This is a genomic window from Stutzerimonas stutzeri (assembly GCF_002890915.1).
Classification (GTDB): Bacteria; Pseudomonadota; Gammaproteobacteria; order Pseudomonadales; family Pseudomonadaceae; genus Stutzerimonas; species Stutzerimonas stutzeri_AF.
Genome location: NZ_POUT01000001.1, coordinates 407,775 through 428,211, shown reverse-complemented (window position 1 = coordinate 428,211; position 20,437 = coordinate 407,775). Strand labels below are relative to the sequence as shown.

The window sequence follows — 20,437 nt, the reverse complement described above, 5'->3', positions numbered from 1 at the left end:
CGGCTATGAGCCGAACTGAAGCGACTTTGCCTGCAACCCAGCGGCGCTGGACCTTTCAAGGAGAGACCTGTGGCAGAAGCACCCTCACAGCGAGTACTGATCCTGGTCGCGAGCGGGCCCGGCACCCCGGCGCGCTGCGCCGCGCCTTTTCACATCGCCACCCTGCTGGCCTGCATGGATGCCGAGGTCACGCTCTACCTCACCGGCGAAGGCACGCAGCTGGCGCGCCGGGAGGTGGCCGAATCGCTCCGCGCAGTGGAAAACGGCGAGCCGCTGCTGCATTTCATCCGCAGTGCCAAGCAGGCCGGTGCGCGCCTGTTGATGTGCCGCCAGCCCGGCGTGAGCCTCGAGGCCGGCACGCTGATCGCCGAGCTGGACGAGATTTCCAGCGGCGGCGAGTTGGCACAGATGATTCTCGAATACGAGCGAGTGCTGAGCCTATGAACCTGTACGGCCTGGAATTCCCCGACGCACTGCGCTACGCGCCGGAGCATGGCCTGTGGCTGCGCGAGGAGCGCGACGGCAGCATCACCCTCGGCCTGAGCGCCTACGGTTGCGCGCTGTACGGGCAGATCTTCGCCTTCACCCCCAAGCGCGTCGGCACCCGCATTGGCCGCGAGCGCAGCTTCGGCGTGGTGGAATTCGCCAAGGCCGCCTCCTCGGCCCGCAGCCCGCTCGCCGGCGAGCTGCTGGCGGTGAATGAAGCGCTGCTCGAGCATCCTGCCCTGATCAACCAGGACTGCTACGGCGAAGGCTGGATGGTGCGCCTGCAGCCGGAAGACTGGAACGCCGTGCGCGACACATTCCCGCAAGGCGAAGCGGCCCTGGCGGCGATCAGCGAACGCATGCGGCTGGATAACTTCGACCCCGCGAACGCGCATGTGCAGGCGTTGCGATGGAAGTAGGGGAAATGGCGGAAGGCAGTGAGAGTCGAACTCACCCGGGAACGGCTGCCGTCCCCAACCGGGTTTGAAGCCCGGCCGCACCACCGGGTGCGATTGCCTTCCTTGTTGATTTACAAGGGATGTTTCTCGCGCTCGTGGCGCTTGGGCGCAGTGAGTGTCGAAACGCTGGCTGCCCGGACGTCAAGGTATCCTGCAAACGATGCGGCGCCAAGGGTGTGCGTAGGTGTCGCTGCGTCTGCTGATGACTGATGTCATTTTGCTATCGATTATTAGGATGAGCTGCGTCACAATTCACGTTTTTCTTTCCAGGGATGGGAGAGTGTCGTGAGTGATATGCCCAAGGACCGCCGTGTCTGCCACGCGCTGCGTGACCATATCGACTGCCTGATAGCAGAGGGTGCTTCGCTGACCGGGCGGGATCCGGTCCAGCTCAGTTTCAAGGGGCGGACGCTTACCGTGCAGCATGGCATGCTCATCTGCGACGATGGCCACCAGGATCTGATCGAAACGCTGGCCGAGCTGGAGTGGAGCAGCAAGCGTACCCGGGACATGGCCATCGAGATCTGCCTGAAGCAACTGCAGCAGGCGATCGGTAGCGACGACTATCCGGATTTCCCCGATTCGCAGCCGAAAAAGAGTTGAGCAAAAAAAAGCCCGCAAGAGGCGGGCCGGGAAACCACGGCGGCGGTCATGGGGGAAGCGGGACCGCCGGTAGTGGCTATATGATGCCATTTATGTGAGATGCGTCACATATTTCTTTGCGGCGGAAACATTCCTTCCTTGCCCCATGACGGCTATTCGGGCCTTGCCTCGGTTGCCAGCGCGCTGTCGTGGCGGACCTTGCGTTCGTTGCCGAAGCGGCGGGTGAAGCCGATGCGGTCGAAGTGTTCCAGCAATTGGATGCTGCGCTTGCGGCCGAGCTGGATGCGGTCGCGGAAGGTGGCGGCGCGGATCACGCCGCTTTGTGCTTCCAGCTGCAGGACGTGCCCGGCGAGCTGGCGAATGGTGAACTCGGGATAGAACAGATCTTTAACCACCTGTTGCAGCAGGCCGAGACGGGCGAGCTTGCGTAGCAGGTTGCGCATTTGCGTTTCGTCGACGCCGAGGTCGCGGGCCAGGTCGCGGACCCAGGGTGGGTCGAAGTGGCCGGCTTCGAGCAGTGGCCACAGGCGCGCTTTCAAACCTTCTTCCACATCGCTCAGGCGCACCCGGTGATCGGGGCGGTGCAGCCACGGGCCGCTGGTTTCGATGCGGCCGGCGGCCAGTGCCTGTTCCAGCAGGGCGATGAACACCGGCCGCTCCAGCTGCGGCAGGGCGTAGCGACGCAGGCGGTCGCGGTCGGGGCCAAGTTCGTCGGGTTGTTCTTCGTGAAAACGCTGGAGTGAGTCGAGCAGCGCGGTTTCGAGTTCGCGCCAGCGGGCCTGGTCGAACAGCCGTGGGCCCAGCCGTGTGCTGATCTCCAATACGCCGTGCGGGAGCTGCCAGTCTTCGCGGGGGCGGTTGAACTGGCGTTCCAGGCCTTGCGGGTCGATGCCATTGGTGGCGCTGGCGAGCAGTGGCGGCAATGCCTGCTCCAGGCTCGGCTGGTCAAGGGCGCGAAGTTGCTCCAGCCGCGCGGCACGACGGCGATTGCGTGGCGGTGCAAAGGGGTCGAGCACACGGCCGCCGCCAAGGGTGCGCTGGGCGGACTGGTCGCGCAGAACGATACGGTCACCATGCACCACATGGGCCGGCGCATTGAGCAGCAACTGGGCGAACATGCGTTCGCCCGGGGCCAGGCTTTCGCCTTCGAGCAGGGCGACGCGCGCGGTGACATCCTGGGCGCCGAGGTGCACGTGCAGCGGCGTCCAGTGCTTGAGCTCGTGGGCTTCGCCGGGCAACAGCTGGAGTTCGACGTCGATGCGCCGGGTCGGGGCGTGCAGCAGCGGCTGCAGCAGCCAGTCGCCGCGGTGGATTTGCTCCACCGTCAGGCGTTCGCCGGCCAGGTTCAGTGCCACGCGCTGGCCGGCATGGGCCTGGCCGGCCGCGCGGTTCTGCGCATGCAGGCCGCGCACCCGCACGCTTTTCCCGCTCGGGCTGAGCAGCAGTTCGTCGCCGACCCGCACACGGCCGGCGAAGGCGGTGCCGGTGACCACCACGCCGGCGCCGGTGACGCTGAAGGCGCGGTCGATGGCCAGGCGGAAGTGACCGTCGTCGCTGCGCGCCTGGACCCTGGCCGCTTCGTCGACCAGTGCCGAGCGCAGTACAGCGACGCCCTCGCCGCTGACGCTGGATACCGGAAAGATCGGTGCCCCGGCCAGCGGCCCAGGAGCGAGCAGGTTGTCGATCTGCTGGCGAACTTCTTCGATTCTTTGCGGTTCGGCGCGGTCGATCTTGGTCAGCGCGACGAGGGCCCGGCGAATGCCCAGCAGTTCGACGATGGCCAGGTGTTCGCGGGTCTGCGGCATCACGCCGTCGTCGGCGGCGACCACCAGCAGCATGCAATCGATGCCGCTGGCGCCGGCCAGCATGTTGTGGACGAAGCGCTCGTGGCCCGGTACGTCGATAAAGCCGGTAAGCGCCCCTTCGCCGAGATCGGCATAGGCATAGCCGAGGTCAATGGTGATGCCGCGTTCGCGTTCCTCGCGGCGACGGTCGCCCTGTTGGCCGGTCAGTGCGTGCAGCAGGGCGGTCTTGCCGTGGTCGATATGGCCGGCGGTCCCGACGATCAAGTCGCCAGCTCCTCTTGCAGTTTGGGTAACTGGGCGAGGAAGGCCGGTTCGTCGTCGAGCTGGCGCAGGTCGAGCCAGAGGGCGTCATCGTCGATGCGCCCGAGCACCGGGAGCGGCAGGCAGCGCAGGGCTTCCTCGAGCTGGCGCAGGCTGCGGCCGCGCAGGCGCTTGGGTTGCTGCGGGCGGATGCACAGCGCGGCGCTGGGCAGGCGCGCCACCGGCTGCGCGCCGCTGCCGATCATGCCCAGGGCGTCGCTGACCGCGATCTGCCAGGTTTCGCCGAGCACGGTGGCCAGTGCCGGGGCGATGCGTTCGGCCTGGGCGCGGATGTCCGCCTGCGGGCGGCTGAGCAGGCGCAGGCTGGTCAGGCGTTCGGCCAGGCGGTCGGGGTCGCGGTAGAGGTTGAGCACCGCTTCCAGCGCGGCGAGGGTGAGCTTGTCGACGCGCAGGGCGCGCTTGAGCGGGTTCTTCTTGATCTTCTGGATCAGTGCCTTGCTGCCGACGATCAGCCCGGCCTGCGGGCCGCCGAGCAGCTTGTCGCCGCTGAAGGTGACGATGTCGGCGCCGTCGCGCAGCGCTTCCTGCACCGTCGGCTCCTTGGGCAGGCCCCAGCGCGAGAGGTCGAGCAGGCTGCCGCTGCCCAGATCTTCCAGCAACGGCAGGTCGTGGGCATGGGCGATGCGAGCCAGCTCGGCGGTGGCGACGCTGGCGGTGAAACCCTGCACGCTGTAGTTGCTGGTGTGCACGCGCATCAACAGGCCCGAGCGCGGGTTGATGGCCGCTTGGTAATCCCTGGCGTGGGTGCGGTTGGTGGTGCCCACTTCATGCAGCTTCACCCCGGCGCGGGCCATGATGTCGGGGATGCGGAAGGCGCCGCCGATCTCGATCAGCTCGCCGCGGGAGATGATGCCTTCCTTGCGGGCGCCGAGGCTGTTCAAGGCCAGCAGCACGGCGGCGGCGTTGTTGTTGACCACGGTGACGGCCTCGGCGCCGGTCAGTTCGCGGATCAGCCCTTCGATGAGGTCGTCGCGGTCGCCGCGCTTGCCGCTGGCCAGGTCGAATTCCAGGTTGAGCGGGTAGCGCGCCGCCAGGGTGATCGCCTCGATAGCCTCGTCCGGCAGCAGGGCGCGGCCGAGGTTGGTGTGCAGCACCGTGCCGGTGAGGTTGAACACCCGGCGCACGCGGCTTTTGTGCTGGCTGGCCAGGCGTTCGCCGGCACGTCCGGCGAGCACCGCTTCGGACAGTTCCAGCGCGGCGAGTTGGCCATGGCGGGCCGGTTCGCGCAGTTCGTCGAGCAGGTCGCGCAGGGTATCGAGCAGTGCCTGGCGGCCGTAGCGCTGCTGCAGCGGCTGGCAGGCCGGAGCGCGCAGCAGCCTGTCGACCGAGGGCAGGTGACTGCTGCTCATGCCTCGCCTCCCGGCGCCAGCAGCAGGTTCGGCGCCTGCCGGTTGTAGCCCTGGTCGGCCAGCAGCAGGTCCAGGTCCAGTGTGGCCAGGTCGGCGGAGAGGCTTTCGCCGTCCGGCGCCAGCTCCAGGTAGAGCTGCTTGAGGTAGCCGTTGCACTCCGGGCAGACCTCGGCCTTGACGCCCTGCGGCGAGCCTTCGAAATGCAGGTAGTCGAGCTTCTTGGTACTGCGGCAATGGCTGCATTTGAGCCGCACGTAGTGCCATTCGCAGGCGCACAACGAGCAGACCAGGTAGCGCAGGCCATTGAGCGGACCGCGATGGCGAATCACCCCGGCCATCGGCGGTGCGCCGCAACAGGGGCAGTGGGTCTGGTCTTCGCGCTCGCGCAGGGCCGAGAGGTCGAGCTGCAGCAGCCAGTGGCTCCAGGCCAGTTGCAGCGCCGCGCCGAGGAAGGGCGCCAGCGCCGGCGGCAGGCTGTCGTACTGGCCGCTGACCAGCGCCACGGCCCAGGCCTTGCGCTGGCCGCTGTCGGCGCGGCGCAGCTGGTCGATAGCGGCGGCTACGGCAGGGTTATCCGGCATCACGAAGGCGTCCAGCCAGGCATCCAGCAGCGGCTGCCAGGCGTCGTCGCGCACCAGCGTGTCGGCGGCCAGCGGCGGCAGGTCGTGCCTGAGGCTTTCGCGGGTGCGGTGCGGGTCCGGTGGCGTCGTTTGCGGTGGGTTGTCCAGCACCTGCTGCTGTGCCGTGCAGACGGCGGCGAGCAGGCGCAGGTAGTCGGCGAGCGGGTGGCCATCGGCGAGCCGGGCCAGGCGCTCGCTGCGCAAGGCGAACAGGTCGCGTGGTGGCAGGTTGATGAAGGGTGGTTTGCTGGCAGCGGCTTCGATCTGCCCGGGCTCGAGAATGGTGCCTGCCACGCAGGACTCCTTTTCTTGTGGTTGTGCCGCACAGCATAGCCTGCCGCGTGGCTTTCGATGGATACGTGCAGCCGGAGCTTCCCGCGGTACGGGGAGGCTCCGGCTGGACGAGGGGTGCCGCTTACTTGCGCTCGCTGATCTCCCGGTACCAGGCCGGATGGTGCTTGCGCGCCCAGGCGCGGCTGACCGTGCCATGGAGCATGGCGCCCATCGAGCCCTTGAGCCAGATCGCCGCGTAGATGTGCACGATGATGCTGACGATCAGCACGAAGGCCGCCGCCGCATGCAGCAGGCTTGCCCAGCGCAGCGAGACGATGCCGAAGTAGCCGCTGAAGTATTCGCGCCAGATGACGATGCCGCTGGCGAGCAGCACCAGCATGCAGAGGATCAGCACCCAGAACAGCAGTTTTTGCCCGCCGTTGTAGCGGCCGACTTCGGGCAGCCGGTCTTCGCGGTTGTGCACTACGTCGTTGATCTGGCTGAGCCACTGGCGGTCTCGCGCTTCGATGCGGTTATGCCCGGCGAAACGGATCGCCAGCACCAGGAAGAACACGAACATCGCGACCCCGATGAAGGGATGCAGGATGCGCGTCCAGGTGCCGCCGCCGAACAGCCCGGAAAGGCCGAACAGGGCCGGGTGGAACAGCGCCAGGCCCGATAGCGCGGCGAGGACGAAGAGAATGGCAACGATCCAGTGATTGGTCCGTTGCGACGGGTTGTAGCGTTCGATGTCGTCGTTGTTGTTCATCGTTGGCTCCTTGAGCGATCGGCGGCCCCGAGAGCGGCCCTCCGTGGAGGGCCGCCGGTTTCAGGGTCTCGGCTCCTTGGGGTCGACCACATGCACCGAGGGGTCGACCTGGTGCACCACGGGCTCGCTGAGTTCGGCGTTCTCGTCTTCCTCGACACGGGCCGGGCCGACCCGCGTGTAGTGGAAGAAGCCGGCCAGCACCGCCGCGCCCATGCCCAGCAGGGCCAGGGGCTTGGTCACGCCCTTCCACAGGCTGACCAGCGGACTGATGGTCGGCTCGTTCGGCAGGCCGCTGTACAGCGACGGCTGGTCGGCGTGGTGCAGCACGTACATCACGTGCGTGCCGCCGACGCCGTCCGGGTCGTACAGGCCGGCCTGGTCGAAACCGCGTTCCCTGAGGTCGGTGATGCGCCCGGCGGCATGCTCCTTCATGTCCTCCTTGCTGCCGAAGACGATCGCCCCGGTGGGGCAGGTCTTCACGCAGGCCGGCTCCAGCCCGACCGACACGCGGTCGGAGCACAGCGTGCACTTGTAGGCCTTCTTGTCCTTTTCGGAGATGCGCGGAATGTCGAACGGGCAGCCGGTGATGCAGTAGCCGCAGCCGATGCAGTGGTCCTGGTTGAAGTCGACGATGCCGTTGGCGTATTTCACGATCGCCCCGGGTGACGGGCAGGCCTTGAGGCAGCCCGGGTCGGCGCAGTGCATGCAGCCGTCCTTGCGGATCAGCCACTCGAGGTTGCCGCTGCCGGGGTTCTCGTACTCGGCGAACTTCATCACCGTCCAGGATTCGGCGGTGAGGTCGATCGGGTTGTCGTAGGTTCCGGCGCTGGTGCCGACTTCGTCGCGCAGTTCGTTCCATTCCGAACAGGCGACCTGGCAGGCCTTGCAGCCGATGCACTTGGAGGTGTCGATCAGCTTCGCCACTTCGCCGAGTTCGCGGATCGACGGCCGCTCGGTGGTCGTGGCGGAGCGGGCAATCACGTCTTGAGTAGCCATCATGCCTTCTCCACGTTGACCAGGAACGACTTGAACTCAGGCGTCTGGGTGTTGGCGTCACCGACGAACGGCGTCAGCGTGTTGGTCAGGTAGCCGTTGCGTGCCACCCCGGCGAAGCCCCAGTGCAGCGGGATGCCGACCTGGTGCACGGTCTTGCCGTCGACCGTCAGCGGCTTGATGCGCTTGGTCACCACCGCCACTGCCTTGATGTAGCCGCGGTTGGACGACACCTTGACCCGCTCGCCGGCGGCGATGCCGAGCTCCTTGGCCAGCGCCTCGCCGATCTCGACGAACTGCTCGGGTTGGGTGATCGCGTTGAGCCGGCAATGCTTGGTCCAGAAGTGGAAATGCTCGGTGAGCCGGTAGGTGGTCGCCGCGTAGGGGAACTCGTCGGCGCTGCCGAACAGTTCCATGTCGTTCTTGAACACCCGCGCGGCCGGGTTGCTGGTGGCCTGCGGGTTGTCCGGGTGCAACGGATTGCGCCCGATCGGCGTCTCGAACGGTTCGTAGTGCTCGGGGAACGGGCCCTCGTTCATCTTGTCGATGGCGAACAGCCGGGCCACCCCCTCGGGGTTCATGATGAAGGGGTTCATGCCGTCCGCCGGCGGCGAGTCGACCTTGAAGTCCGGCACGTCGGTGCCGCCCCATTTGCCGCCGTCCCACCACACCAGGCGCTTCTTCTGCGGATTCCAGGGGTTGCCGGCAGGGTCGGCCGAGGCGCGGTTGTAGAGGATGCGCCGGTTGGCCGGCCAGGCCCAGGCCCAGCCAAGGGTCTGGCCCATGCCATAGGGGTCGGCATTGTCGCGCCGCGCCATCTGGTTGCCGGCCTGGGTCCAGGCGCCGCTGAAGATCCAGCAGCCGCACGCGGTGCTGCCGTCGGCGCGCAGCAGGCCGAAACCGGACAGCTGCTCGCCGGCCTTGGCCAGCTGGGTTCCGGTTTGCGGATCGAACACGCTGCCCAGCGCCTTGCCGTTGTACTCCTGGGCGATCTCCTCCGGCGTCGGCTCTTCCGGCTGGCGGTAGGCCCACTCGATGTTGAGCAGCGGCTCGGCGTAGGCGCCGCCTTCCTTGCGGTACAGCTCGCGCAGGCGATGGAACAGCCCGCCCATGATCACCACGTCGGTCTGTGCCTGGCCCGGCGGCTCGGCGGCCTTCCAGTGCCACTGCAGCCAGCGCCCGCTGTTGACCAGCGAGCCGTCCTCCTCGGCGAAGCAGGTGGTCGGCAGGCGGAACACCGTGGTCTGGATGCTGGCGGTGTCGACGTCGTTGTACTCGCCGGCGTTGCGCCAGAACTCCGAGGTCTCGGTGGCCAGCGGGTCCATGATCACCAGGTACTTGAGCTTGGCCAGCGCCGCGCTGACCTTGGCCTTGTTGGGGAACGAGGCGATCGGGTTGAAGCCCTGGCAGAAATAGCCGTTGACCTGCCCCTGGTACATCATGTCGAACACCTTGAGCACGTCGTAGCCGGGGATGTCCAGCTTCGGCAGCCAGTCGTAGCCCCAGTTGTTCTCCGCCGTGGCGTTCTTGCCGTACCAGGCCTTCATCAGGCTGACGTGGAACTTCTCGTAGTGCTGCCAGTAGGACAGCTGACCCGGGCGCAGTGGCTTGGCGGTGCGCTTGGCGATGTAGGCGGTGTAGTCCTGCTCGGCCTCCAGCGGCAGGGTCAGGTAGCCCGGCAGCAGGTTCGAGAGCAGGCCCAGGTCGGTCAGGCCCTGGATGTTGGAGTGGCCGCGCAGGGCGTTCATGCCGCCGCCGGGCATGCCGATGTTGCCGAGTAGCAGCTGCACCATGGCGCCGGTGCGGATCATCTGCGAACCGGTCGAGTGCTGGGTCCAGCCCAGGGCATACATGACGGTCATGGTCTTGCCCGGCGCCGAGGTTTCGGCGATGGCCTCCCAGACCTGCAGCATCTTGTCCTGCGGGGTGCCGCAGATGTTGCTGACCACCTCCGGCGTATAGCGGCTGTAGTGCTGCTTGAGCAGGTTGTAGACGCAGCGCGGGTGGGTGAGGCTCTTGTCGACGCGGGCGAAGCCGTCCTCGTCCAGTTCGTAGCCCCAGGCCGACTTGTCCGGGTAGCTGCGCCTGTCGGCGTCGTAGCCGTTGTACAGGCCGTTCTCGAAGCCGAAGCCTTCCTTCACGATGAACGCCACATCGGTGTAGTTGACCACGTACTCATGCTGGATCTTGTCGTTCTCCAGCAGGTAGTTGATCAGCCCGCCGAGGAAGGCGATGTCGGTACCGGTACGGATCGGCGCATAGATATCGGCCACCGATGCCGAACGGGTGAAGCGTGGATCGACCACCACCAGTCGCGCCTTGTTGTGCGCCTTGGCTTCGGTGACCCATTTGAACCCGCACGGGTGCGCTTCGGCGGCGTTGCCGCCCATGATCAGGACCAGATCGGCATTCTGGATGTCGCTCCAGTGATTGGTCATGGCGCCGCGGCCAAACGTCGGGGCAAGACTTGCCACCGTCGGGCCGTGTCAGACACGTGCCTGGTTGTCGAATCCTAGTATGCCGAGCGAGCGCACCACCTTGTGGGTGATGTAGCCGGCCTCGTTGGACGATGCCGAGGCGGCGAGGAAACCGGTGCTCAGCCAGCGGTTGACCGTCTGGCCCTTGTCGTTGCGCTCGATGAAATTGGCGTCGCGGTCGTCCTTCATCAGCCGGGCGATGCGGTCGAGGGCCTCGCTCCACTCGATGCGCTTCCACTCGTTGCTGCCGGCTTCGCGGACCTCCGGATGGGTCAGGCGGTTGGGGCTGTGGACGAAGTCCAGCAGGCCCGCACCCTTCGGACAGAGCGTGCCGCGGTTGACCGGGTGGTCGGAGTCACCCTCGATATGGATGATCTCCTGGGCGACGTTCTTGCCGCCGCTGCCCTGGCTGTAGAGGATCAACCCGCAGCCGACCGAGCAGTAGGGGCAGGTATTGCGGGTCTCTCGCGTGTTGGTCAGTTTGAAATGCCGGATCGATTCGGCATACGCCGTCGGCGGGGCCATGCCCAATGCCGCCATGCTCGACGCCCCAAGGCCCACACCGCAGACCTTGAAGAACTGTCGACGGTTCATGTCCATCGGTGTTCTCCTTTTTATCAGGCTTGAACGCCGATGCATTGCCGGCGTCTGGTAAGCAGCTTAGTCAAACCTGCGAAAAGTGGAGGACGAATTAAGGCCTATGGCCACTCTCCATCTGCCTGATGCCAGGCCGTCAGCGGCGTTTTGCCGAAGCGCTCAGGCGCCGGTCGGGCCGGCGAGCTGGTTTTTCCATTCCCGCGGCGATTGCCCGGAATGCGCCTTGAAGGCCCGTGACAGCGCCGCTTCGCTGCCGTAGCCGATCTCGGTGGCGATCACCTTCAGCGGTCGCCCACGCTGCAGTGCCTTCTGCGCCAGGCGCACGCGCCAGCCCTGCAGATACTGGCCGGGCGTCACCCCGAGCGTTTCGCGAAAGGCCGTGGCGAACGCGCTGCGTGACATCCCGGCGGCGCCGGCGAGGTCTTCCAGCGTCCAGTCCTGTGCCGGCGCCTCGTGCATCGCCACCAGCGCGTTGCGCAGCCGTGGATGGGCCAGGCCCGAGAGCAGCCCGCCACTGACCGCGTTGCTTTCCATCAGCTGACGCAGGATCTGGATCATCACCACCTCCACCAGCCGCTCGACCAGCGCCATGCGCCCGCAGCGCTGTTCGAAGGCTTCCTCGAACAGCAGCGAGAGCACCGGCTCGGCGCCCCACACGCCATCCAGCGGCAGGCAGACCAGATCGGCCAGCGCCGAGGCGATCGGGTTGGCGGCGCCACCCTCGAACGCCAGGTTCGCGCAGACCATGTCCACCTCGCAGCCCGGCGCGGTGATGAAGCGGTGCGTCAACGGCCGCGGGAACAGCAGCAGGCTCGGTTGCGTGACGTGCAGCGTCTCCCGGCCGTAGCGGACCTCCACCGCACCGCGGCGAATCAGGTGCAGCTGCCCGTGCACGCCATCGCTCTGCAATGTGTTGATGCCACACAGCGGCCCGGTATTGAACACCTGGGCCCGCATCGGGAAGTGCGTCATCAGCGCGGCGAGGCGGTCGGCCATTTTCGTACTCCTGATCAACTTTTCCGGATTTTACATCACCAATAGTTTTTCGTGCTGAGGAGAATAGCGCTTACCGGGCAACACCGCTCCGGCAACTTCAGGAACAGGAGTCACCGTCATGTCCATCGAGAAGATCCTCTACACCGCTACTGCCACTGCCACCGGCGGCCGCGAAGGCCGCGCCAGCTCCTCCGACCAGGCGCTCGACGTGCAGCTGTCCACGCCGCGCGAACTGGGCGGCGCCGGTGGTGCCGGGACCAATCCCGAACAGCTGTTCGCCGCCGGTTACTCGGCCTGCTTTCTCGGCGCGCTGAAGTTCGTCGCCGGCAAACAGAAGGTCGCCCTGCCGGCAGACACCCGCATCACCGGCAAGGTCGGCATCGGCCAGATCCCCACCGGCTTCGGCATCGAGGCCGAACTGACCATCAGCGCCCCTGGCGTCGCCCGCGACGTGCTGCAGAGCCTGGTCGAGCAGGCTCACGTGGTCTGCCCCTATTCCAACGCCACCCGCGGAAACATCGACGTCACGCTGATCATCGCCGACTGAGCCCGGCCAACCACCCATTCGCACAGGAGACCCATGCCATGAACCTCATCAGCCGCACCTTCGCCATTCCGCTGCTGGCCATCGCGCTGCAACCCGCCTTCGCCGCCCAGGCCGCGCAACCGGCGAAGCCCGCCAGCGCCGCCGTCGCCGCGCAGACCGCCAGCACCATCACCACCGCCGATGGCGTGCAGCTCTACTACAAGGACTGGGGCCCGAAGGACGGCCCGGTGGTGACCTTCAGCCACGGCTGGCCGCTGAGTTCCGACAGCTGGGAATCGCAGATGCTGTTCCTCGCCTCGCAGGGCTATCGCGTGGTCGCCCATGACCGGCGCGGCCACGGCCGTTCCAGCCAGCCTTGGGAGGGCAATGACATGGATCACTACGCCGACGACCTGGCGGCGGTGATCGACGCGCTCGACCTGCAGGACGTGACCCTGGTGGGCTTCTCCACCGGTGGTGGCGAGGTGGCGCGCTACATCGGCCGCCACGGCACCGGGCGGGTGAAGAAGGCCGTGCTGGTCAGCGCCGTGCCGCCGATGATGCTGCGCACCGAGGACAACCCCGACGGCGTGCCGCTGGAAGCGTTCGACGGCATCCGCAAGGCCTCGCTGGAGGACCGTGCGCAGCTCTACCTGGACCTCGCCTCCGGCCCGTTCTACGGCTTCAACCGGCCGGGCGCCAAGGTTTCCCAGGGGCTGATCGACAACTGGCGGGCGCAGGGCATGCAGGCCGGGCACAAGAACACCTACGACTCCATCGCCGCCTTCTCGGCCACCGACTTCCGCGAGGACCTGAAGAAGTTCGACGTGCCGACCCTGGTGATCCATGGCGACGACGACCAGATCGTGCCGCTGGACATCTCCGGCAAGGCCTCCGCAGCGCAGATCAAGGATGCGAAGCTGATCGTCTACCCCGGCGCGCCGCACGGCCTGACCGACACACACAAGGCGCGCTTCAATCAGGACCTGCTGGACTTCCTCAGGAAATGACCGGGTGCGTCGCTGCGCCGGCCGCGGTTAGCTCCGCGGCCGGTTTTTTTGCCCAGCAAAAGGTCGCAGGAGGGCGTGGCAGAAACGAAAAACCCCGCCGGGGCGGGGTCTTCGTGGCCTGTCCGGAGGCAGGCCGGTGTGGATTGCGAAACGGTGCCGATCAGGCGTTCTGGCGGATACCGGCCACCAGCCACGGCTGGTTCTCGCCCTGGGCACGTTCCATGCGCCAGCTTTCGCTGAACGGCTCGCCCTGGTCGAAGCGCGAGGTCTTGGCGACGCCGCTGAAGGTCAGCGTTGCGGTGGTCTTCTCGGCATCGTCGTCGACGCCGTCGAGCTGGATCTGCAGGTCGTCGATATAGGTCGACTGGTAGGCATCACCGATCTCGGCGCGCTCCTGCTGGAGGAAACCCAGCAGCTGCGGGGTGACGAACTCGGCGATCTTGTCCATCTCGTTGGCGTCCCAGTGCTGCTGCAGCGCCATGAAATGCTCGCGGGCCGCGGCGACGAAGTTCTGCTCGTTGAACCAGGCCGGGGCGTTGATCACCGGGGCGGCTGCCGGTGCCGCGCTACCACCGAAGATCGAGCTCGGCTGCTGCGGCATCTCGCGCTGCATCGGCGCATGACCGGCCATGGCCGGCTGCTGCTGGCGCCGGCGGGCGGCGAGGAAGCGGAACAGCAGGAAGGCGATCGCGCCGAAAATCAGGATATCCATGAACTGGATGCCCTCGAAGCCGTCGCCCATGAACATCGAGGCGAGCAGGCCACCGGCGGCCAGGCCGGCCAGTGGGCCGAGCCAGCGCGAGGCGCCGCTGGGCGCGGCGGTCGCCTGCCGGCCGGCCTGGGACGACGAGGCCTGGGTCTGCTGGGGCGCCTGGCGGGTCTGGTGGCTCGGTGCCGAGCCGAAGCTCTTGCCGCCGCCGAAGCGCTTGGCGTGGGCGTCCAACGCGAAGGTCAGGCTGATACACAGCGCCATGAAAATGCTAAGCACACGTTGCATTGAGTGTTCCCGCTTTATTGGATAGAGGTACGCGCGCCATCCTGCCGAGCCGGGCAGGGGTTGGCGAGGGGCAGTATGTTACGAGCTTTTGCTTGCGACCGTTGGTCGCGTCCGGCGGCGCCGGCAAACGCTTCCGCTGGTCCTGGAAGGCGAACGGAGCCCGGTGGCTCCGCTCGTCAGGGCGCTCAACGCCAGTTGTACAGCTCCTTCTCGGAGATCTCGTGCATCGGCTTGACCTGCTCCTGGAAGGCCTTCATCGAGGCCCAGATACGGCCGTTCAGCTCGCTCTGCGCGGCCAGCTCGCCGAGTACCAGCTCCGACTGCTCCTGCATGGCGGCCAGCACCTCGTCGGGGAAGCGCTTGAGTTCCACACCCTGCTGCTTGAGCTGGTCCAGCGCCAGGGCGTTGTTGTAGACATAGTCGTCGAGCATGTCGCGGCTGGCGGCGCGGGTCGCTTCGCTGAGGATCGCCTGCAGGTCCTGCGGCAGGCTGTCGAAGGCCTTCTGGTTGACCAGCAGTTCGAGCACCGCCTGCGGCTCCTGCCAGCCGGGGTAATAGTAGTAGCGGGCCGCTTTGTGCAGGCCGAAGGCCAGGTCGTTGTACGGGCTGACCCAGTCGGTGGCGTCGATGGCGCCGGTCTGCAGCGCGGTGAACACCTCGCCGCCGGGCAGGTTGACGGTGGTCGCGCCGAGGCGCGCCAGCACTTCGCCGCCCAGGCCGGGCATGCGAATCTTCAGGCCGCGCAGGTCGGCCAGGGCATTGATTTCCTTGTTGTACCAGCCGCCCATCTGCATGCCGGTATTGCCCACCACCATGGGCTTCACGCCGAACGGCGCATAGGCCTCGTCCCAGAACTTCTGGCCGTCGCCCTTGCTCAGCCAGGCATTCATCTCGATGGCGGACAGGCCGAACGGCACCGAGGTGAAGAACTGCGCGGTGGGCACCTTGCCCTTCCAGTAGTAGGCGGCGCCGTGGCCGAGCTCGGCGGTGCCGCGCGAGACGGCGTCGAACACTTCCATCGCCGGCACCAGTTCACCGGCGGCATAGACCTTGATGGTCAGGCGCCCGGCGCTCATGGTGTTGACGCGTTCGGCCAGGCGTTCGGCGGCGGTGCCCAGGCCCGGGTAATTCTTCGGCCAGGCGGTGACCATCTTCCAAGTGTAGGTCCTGGCCGGTTCACTGGCGGCCTGCTGGCCGGCGGTTTCGACTTTCTTGTCGTCATTGCAACCGGCGAGGCCGAGGGTAGCGAGCAAGGCAGCGGCAGCACCGAACAGATGGCGGCGTTTCATGGGGCGGGTTTCCTTGGTGGCTTTCTTGTTGGTATGAGACGTTGACGTTAGCGTCAAGCTCATAGGGCTTCAAGTTTCGCGTAGCTGAGCATCAGCCATTTGCTGCCTTCGTCCTCGAAATTCACCTGGACCCGCGCCTGCGCGCCGGCGCCTTCGAAGTTGAGGATGGTGCCCTCGCCGAACAGCGCATGGCGCACGCGCTGGCCGAGGCTGAACGGCGTTTCCGGCACGCCGGCGCCAGCGAACAGCGAGCCGCCGCCCATGCTCTTGCCGCTGAACGAGCGCGTCACCGTGTTGCTCAGCCGCACTTCCTGCACCAGCGCCGGCGGGATCTCGCGGACGAAGCGCGAGACCTTGTTGTAGGTCTCGCTGCCGTACAGCCGGCGGGTCTCGGCGTAGGTGATGACCAGCTGCTGCATGGCGCGGGTGATGCCGACGTAGGCCAGGCGGCGTTCCTCTTCCAGGCGGCCGGACTCCTCCAGGCTCATCTTGTGCGGGAACAGGCCTTCCTCCATGCCGATCAGGAACACCAGCGGGAACTCCAGGCCCTTGGCGCTGTGCAGGGTCATCAGCTGCACGCTGTCCTCATGGTCGCCGGCCTGCTGTTCGCCGGCCTCCAGCGAAGCGTGGTCGAGGAAGGCAGCCAGCGGCGACTGGATGTCGTCGTCCTCTTCGCTGTAGTTGTCGAAGGCGCGTGCGGCGGAGACCAGTTCCTCGAGGTTCTCCACCCGCGCCTGGGCCTTCTCGCCCTTCTCGTCGCGGTGGTAGGCGAGCAGGCCGGAGTCCTCGATGACCACCTGCGCCATGCTGTGCAGCGGCAGTTTCTCGACCTTCAGCGCCAGGCTGTCGACCAGCTCGACGAAGCCGTTCAGCGCGCTGGCGGCGCGACCGGAGACGAGCTTGGTGCCGACCGCCTGGTGCAGCGCCGCCCACAGCGAGATCTCGTCCTGGCGCGCCAGCTGGCGCAAGGTCTCGACGGTCTTCTCGCCGATGCCGCGCGCCGGCAGGTTGATCACCCGCTCCAGCGCCGCGTCGTTGTGGCGGGTCTGGATCAGGCGCAGGTAGGCCATGGCGTTCTTGATCTCGGCGCGCTCGAAGAAGCGCTGGCCGCCGTAGATGCGGTAGGGGATCTTCTCGCGCAGCAGCGCCTCTTCCAGCACCCGCGACTGGGCGTTGGAGCGGTAGAGGATGGCGATCTCGCTGCGGCTGGTGCCGTCCTTGATCGCCTTCTCGATGCTCTCGACCACGTAGCGCGCCTCGTCGTGCTCGTTGAAGGCGGCATACAGGCTGATCGGCTCGCCCTCGCAGCCTTCGGTCCACAGCTCCTTGCCCAGGCGGCCCTGGTTGTTGGCGATCAGCGCATTGGCGGCCTTGAGGATGCAGGCGGTGGAGCGGTAGTTCTGCTCCAGGCGGATGGTTTCGGCATCCGGGAAATCGGCGCTGAACTGGTGCAGGTTCTCGATCCGCGCGCCGCGCCAGCCGTAGATCGACTGGTCGTCGTCGCCGACCACCATCAGGCTCTCGCCGCCCTTGGCGAGCAGGCGCAGCCAGGCGTACTGCACGGCGTTGGTGTCCTGGAACTCGTCGACCAGCACGTGGCGGAAGCGCCGCTGGTAGTGCTCCAGCAGGCCTGGATGGTTGCGCCACAGGTCCAGCGCGCGCAGCAGCAGCTCGGAGAAGTCGATCACCCCGGCGCGCGCGCAGGCCTGCTCGTAGGCCTCGTAGATCTTCAACTGGGTGGCGAGGAACAGGTCGCCGCCGGCCTGGATGTTCTGCGGGCGCAGGCCCTCGTCCTTCTGCGCGTTGATCCACCACTGCGCCTGGCGCGCCGGCCAGCGCTGCTCGTCGAGGCCGAGCTCGCGGATCACCCGCTTGACCAGGCGCTGCTGGTCGTCGGAGTCGAGGATCTGGAAATTCTGGTCCAGCTTCGCTTCCTGCCAGTGGGCGCGCAGCAGGCGGTGTGCCAGGCCGTGGAAGGTGCCGACCCACATGCCCTGCGGGTTGACGTGCAGCAGCTGCTCGATGCGCTGGCGCATCTCGGCGGCGGCCTTGTTGGTAAAGGTCACCGAGAGGATCGAATGCAGCGAGGCGCGTTCGACCTGGTGCAGCCAGGCGATACGGTGCACCAGCACCCGGGTCTTGCCCGAGCCGGCGCCGGCCAGCACCAGTTGACGGCCCAGCGGCGCGGCCACGGCCTGGCGCTGGGCATCGTTGAGGGAGTTCAGGAGGAGGGAGAGATCGTCATGCATCGCGGCATTCTATCAGGGCGCCGCGACGGACGGTGCAGCCGTTCGCCGATGACGCCCGTTTCAACGCCGGGCGGCGTGCTCCCCCGCCGTCACCGGTCGCCGACGACGATCTCGAGCCGGCCGATGCCCTGCACGCCGCCGCTCAGGCGGTCGCCGGGTTCGACCGGGCCGACGCCGGCCGGGGTGCCGGTCATGACCAGGTCGCCCGGCTCGAGCACAAACAGCCGCGAAAGGTGCGCGATCACCTCCGCCACGCTCCAGATCTGCGCGGCCAGGTCGCCGTCCTGGCGGGTCTCGCCGTTGATGTCGAGCCAGATGCGGCCCTCGCCGGGGTGACCGATCTCGGCCGCCGGCACCAGCGCCGAGCAGGGGGCGGCGTGGTCGAAGGCCTTGGCCACGGCCCAGGGCCGGCCCATCTTCTTCGCCTCGGCCTGCAGGTCGCGGCGGGTCATGTCCAGCCCCACGGCATAGCCGTAGACGTGTTCGAGGGCCTGCGCGACCGGGATGTCGGCACCGCCGCGGCCGATCGCCACCACCAGCTCGATCTCGTGGTGCACGTCGCGGGTGCCCGGCGGGTAGGGAAAGACGCCACCGTCCGGCAGCAGGCCGTCGGGGTGCTTGGTGAAGAAGAACGGCGGTTCGCGGTCCGGGTCGTGGCCCATCTCGCGGGCGTGCTCGGCATAGTTGCGGCCGACGCAGTAGACGCGCCGCACCGGGAAGCGCCGGTCGCTGCCGGCCACGGCCAGGCTGGGGATGACGGGGTCGAACAGGTACTGCGTGGGTTCGGTCGAATTCATTCGGGACTCCGGATCGGGGTTCGAGGTGTGGCAGGGGAATCGCCCCGCGCACGGGGCGACGGGTCGGTTCAGCGCGGCTGCGGCACGCTGGCGCGCGCGGCGCGGCTGCGCAGGAAGTCGAAGTCGCAACCGGCATCGGCCTGGGTGACGCTGTCGAGGAACAGCTTGCGGTAGCCGCGCTCGTCGCCTTCGCGGGGCTCGGGCAGCCTGGCCTGCTGGCGCCGCCGGGCCAGTTCCTCATCGCTCACCAGCAGCTGCAGCGAGCGTTCCTTGACGCTCAGGCGCAGCCGGTCGCCGCTCTGTACCAGCGCCAGCGGCCCGCCCTCGGCGGCCTCCGGGGTGACGTGGAGGACGATGGTGCCGGCCGCGGTGCCGCTCATGCGGCCGTCGGAAATGCGCACCATGTCCTTCACCCCGGCGCGCGCCAGCTTGCGCGGGATCGGGATGTAGCCGGCCTCCGGCATGCCCGGGGCGCCCTTCGGACCGATGTTCTTGAGCACCAGCACGTCGTCGGCGTTGACGTCCAGGTCCGGGGCGTCGATGCGCCGGGCGAGGTCCTCCAGGCCGTCGAACACCACCACGCGGCCCTCGTGCTCCATCAACTCGGCGCTGGCCGCCGACTGCTTGATGATGGCGCCGGCCGGGGCGATGTTGCCGCGCAGCAGGGCGATGCCGCCCTGCGGGTAGATCGGCTTGTCCAGCGGCCGCACCACCTCCTGCGCAAAGGCGGCGACGGCGTCGAGTTCCTCACCGAGGCTGCGCCCGGTGACGGTCAGCGCGTCCAGGTGCAGGAACGGCCGCAGTTCGCGCAGCACCGGCGCCAGGCCGCCGGCCTTGTGCAGGTCTTCCATGTAGTGGCTGCCGGAGGGCTTGAGGTTGACCAGCACGGGAATGTCGCGGCCCAGCTCGTCGAAGCGGTCGAGATCGATCTGGATGCCGCAGCGCCCGGCGATCGCCGCCAGGTGGACGATGCCGTTGGTCGAGCCGCCGATGGCCAGCAGCACCATCAGCGCGTTCTCGAAGGCCTTCTCGGTGAGGATGCGCTCGGGGGTGATGCCGGCCTCGATCATCGCCACCGCCTGCGCGCCGGTGCGCTCGGCGATGCGCAGGCGGTCGGCGGTGACCGCCGGCGGCGTGGCCCCGCCCGGCAGCATGATGCCCAGCGCCTCGGCGATGCAGGCCATGGTGCTGGCGGTGCCCATCACCGAGCAGGTGCCGACGCTGGCGACCAACTGGTCGTTGACCTCGGCGATCTCCCTTTCGTCGATCTCCTCGCCACGGTAGAGGCCCCAGAAGCGCCGGCAGTCGGTGCAGGCGCCGACGCGCACGCCGCGGTGCGAGCCGGTGAGCATCGAGCCGGTGACCAGCTGGATGGCCGGCACGCCGGCGCTGGCGGCGCCCATCAGCTGCGCCGGCACGGTCTTGTCGCAGCCGCCGACGAGCACCACCGAGTCGATCGGCAGGGCGCGGATCATCTCCTCGGTGTCCATCGACATCAGGTTGCGCAGGAACATGCTGTTGGGGTGGGCGAAGCTCTCGTGGATCGAGATGGTGGGGAAGTCCACCGGCAGCCCGCCGGCGAGCATCACCCCGCGCTTGACCGCCTCGATCAGCTGCGGCGCGTTGCCGTGGCAGGGGTTGAAGCCGCTGCCGGTGTTGGTGATGCCGACGATCGGCCGCTCCAGTGCATCGTCCGAATAGCCGGCGCCCTTGATGAAGGCCTTGCGCAGGAACAGCGAGAATTCCGCATCGCCGTAGTTGGTCAGGCCCTTGCGCATGCCGCGCGCCGGGTCGTGGGTCTTGCTGCCGGAGTCGTTGTTGT

The 20,437-nt window shown here is 67.5% G+C and carries 17 protein-coding genes and 1 tRNA gene; 5 read left to right on the top strand and 13 right to left on the bottom strand.

Features of this window, described 5'->3' with window-relative positions; all coding sequences use genetic code 11:
• Window positions 1–69 precede the first annotated feature (69 nt).
• Window positions 70–444, top strand: a complete 375-nt coding sequence (locus tag CXK94_RS02005; RefSeq protein ID WP_102893088.1) for a DsrE family protein — start codon at window positions 70–72, stop codon at window positions 442–444.
• Window positions 441–905 (top strand): glycine cleavage system protein H, encoded by a 465-nt coding sequence (locus CXK94_RS02000; RefSeq protein WP_102893087.1) that lies wholly within the window; start codon window positions 441–443, stop codon window positions 903–905. Before CXK94_RS02005 ends, CXK94_RS02000 begins: the two co-directional genes overlap by 4 nt.
• 6 nt (window positions 906–911) lie before the next feature.
• Here the strand turns inward: CXK94_RS02000 and CXK94_RS01995 are convergent.
• Window positions 912–1,007, bottom strand: a tRNA-Sec gene (locus tag CXK94_RS01995).
• Window positions 1,008–1,238: 231 nt separating this feature from the next.
• On the opposite strand from CXK94_RS01995, the gene CXK94_RS01990 reads away from it, so the two are divergent.
• Window positions 1,239–1,547 (top strand): hypothetical protein, encoded by a 309-nt coding sequence (locus CXK94_RS01990; RefSeq protein ID WP_102893086.1) that lies wholly within the window; start codon window positions 1,239–1,241, stop codon window positions 1,545–1,547.
• A 152-nt stretch (window positions 1,548–1,699) separates the two neighbouring features.
• On the opposite strand, the gene selB is transcribed toward CXK94_RS01990, so the two are convergent.
• The 7 genes from selB to CXK94_RS01950 all read right to left on the bottom strand — a co-directional run bounded on the left by selB (window position 1,700) and on the right by CXK94_RS01950 (window position 11,747).
• On the bottom strand, window positions 1,700–3,616 hold the full coding sequence (selB, locus tag CXK94_RS01985; RefSeq protein ID WP_102893085.1) for a selenocysteine-specific translation elongation factor: 1,917 nt from the start codon (window positions 3,614–3,616) through the stop codon (window positions 1,700–1,702).
• Window positions 3,613–5,022 carry an L-seryl-tRNA(Sec) selenium transferase gene (gene selA, locus CXK94_RS01980; protein ID WP_102893084.1) on the bottom strand — a complete coding sequence of 470 codons (1,410 nt, stop codon included), beginning with the start codon at window positions 5,020–5,022 and terminating at the stop codon, window positions 3,613–3,615. Before selA ends, selB begins: the two co-directional genes overlap by 4 nt.
• Window positions 5,019–5,936, bottom strand: a complete 918-nt coding sequence (gene fdhE, locus CXK94_RS01975) for a formate dehydrogenase accessory protein FdhE (protein ID WP_102893083.1) — start codon at window positions 5,934–5,936, stop codon at window positions 5,019–5,021. Before fdhE ends, selA begins: the two co-directional genes overlap by 4 nt.
• Before the next feature lie 121 nt (window positions 5,937–6,057).
• Window positions 6,058–6,684 (bottom strand): formate dehydrogenase subunit gamma, encoded by a 627-nt coding sequence (locus CXK94_RS01970; protein ID WP_102893082.1) that lies wholly within the window; start codon window positions 6,682–6,684, stop codon window positions 6,058–6,060.
• Window positions 6,685–6,744: 60 nt separating this feature from the next.
• Window positions 6,745–7,680 (bottom strand): formate dehydrogenase subunit beta, encoded by a 936-nt coding sequence (fdxH, locus tag CXK94_RS01965; RefSeq protein WP_102893081.1) that lies wholly within the window; start codon window positions 7,678–7,680, stop codon window positions 6,745–6,747.
• Complete coding sequence (gene fdnG, locus CXK94_RS01960) at window positions 7,680–10,754, bottom strand: formate dehydrogenase-N subunit alpha (RefSeq protein ID WP_146032293.1); 3,075 nt, start codon at window positions 10,752–10,754, stop codon at window positions 7,680–7,682. The genes fdxH and fdnG overlap by 1 nt, the downstream gene beginning before the upstream one ends.
• Window positions 10,755–10,910: 156 nt before the next feature.
• Window positions 10,911–11,747, bottom strand: a complete 837-nt coding sequence (locus CXK94_RS01950; RefSeq protein ID WP_102893079.1) for an AraC family transcriptional regulator — start codon at window positions 11,745–11,747, stop codon at window positions 10,911–10,913.
• A 118-nt stretch (window positions 11,748–11,865) separates the two neighbouring features.
• On the opposite strand from CXK94_RS01950, the gene CXK94_RS01945 reads away from it, so the two are divergent.
• Window positions 11,866–12,294 carry an organic hydroperoxide resistance protein gene (locus CXK94_RS01945; protein ID WP_102893078.1) on the top strand — a complete coding sequence of 143 codons (429 nt, stop codon included), beginning with the start codon at window positions 11,866–11,868 and terminating at the stop codon, window positions 12,292–12,294.
• A gap of 38 nt (window positions 12,295–12,332) precedes the next feature.
• Complete coding sequence (locus CXK94_RS01940) at window positions 12,333–13,283, top strand: alpha/beta fold hydrolase (protein ID WP_102893077.1); 951 nt, start codon at window positions 12,333–12,335, stop codon at window positions 13,281–13,283.
• Window positions 13,284–13,443: 160 nt separating this feature from the next.
• Here CXK94_RS01940 and CXK94_RS01935 read toward each other — a convergent pair whose 3' ends face one another.
• From CXK94_RS01935 to CXK94_RS01915, 5 genes are all read right to left on the bottom strand, one after another.
• A complete protein-coding gene (locus CXK94_RS01935; protein ID WP_102893076.1) occupies window positions 13,444–14,280 on the bottom strand; it encodes a Tim44 domain-containing protein in 837 nt (278 codons plus the stop codon).
• Window positions 14,281–14,465: 185 nt separating this feature from the next.
• Complete coding sequence (locus tag CXK94_RS01930) at window positions 14,466–15,569, bottom strand: TRAP transporter substrate-binding protein (protein WP_102893075.1); 1,104 nt, start codon at window positions 15,567–15,569, stop codon at window positions 14,466–14,468.
• Window positions 15,570–15,628: 59 nt separating this feature from the next.
• Complete coding sequence (gene uvrD, locus CXK94_RS01925; RefSeq protein ID WP_102893074.1) at window positions 15,629–17,818, bottom strand: DNA helicase II; 2,190 nt, start codon at window positions 17,816–17,818, stop codon at window positions 15,629–15,631.
• An 89-nt stretch (window positions 17,819–17,907) separates the two neighbouring features.
• Window positions 17,908–18,615, bottom strand: coding sequence for a fumarylacetoacetate hydrolase family protein (locus CXK94_RS01920; RefSeq protein WP_102893073.1), 708 nt, complete (start codon window positions 18,613–18,615; stop codon window positions 17,908–17,910).
• Window positions 18,616–18,683: 68 nt separating this feature from the next.
• Complete coding sequence (locus CXK94_RS01915; protein ID WP_102893337.1) at window positions 18,684–20,393, bottom strand: IlvD/Edd family dehydratase; 1,710 nt, start codon at window positions 20,391–20,393, stop codon at window positions 18,684–18,686.
• Window positions 20,394–20,437 lie beyond the last annotated feature (44 nt).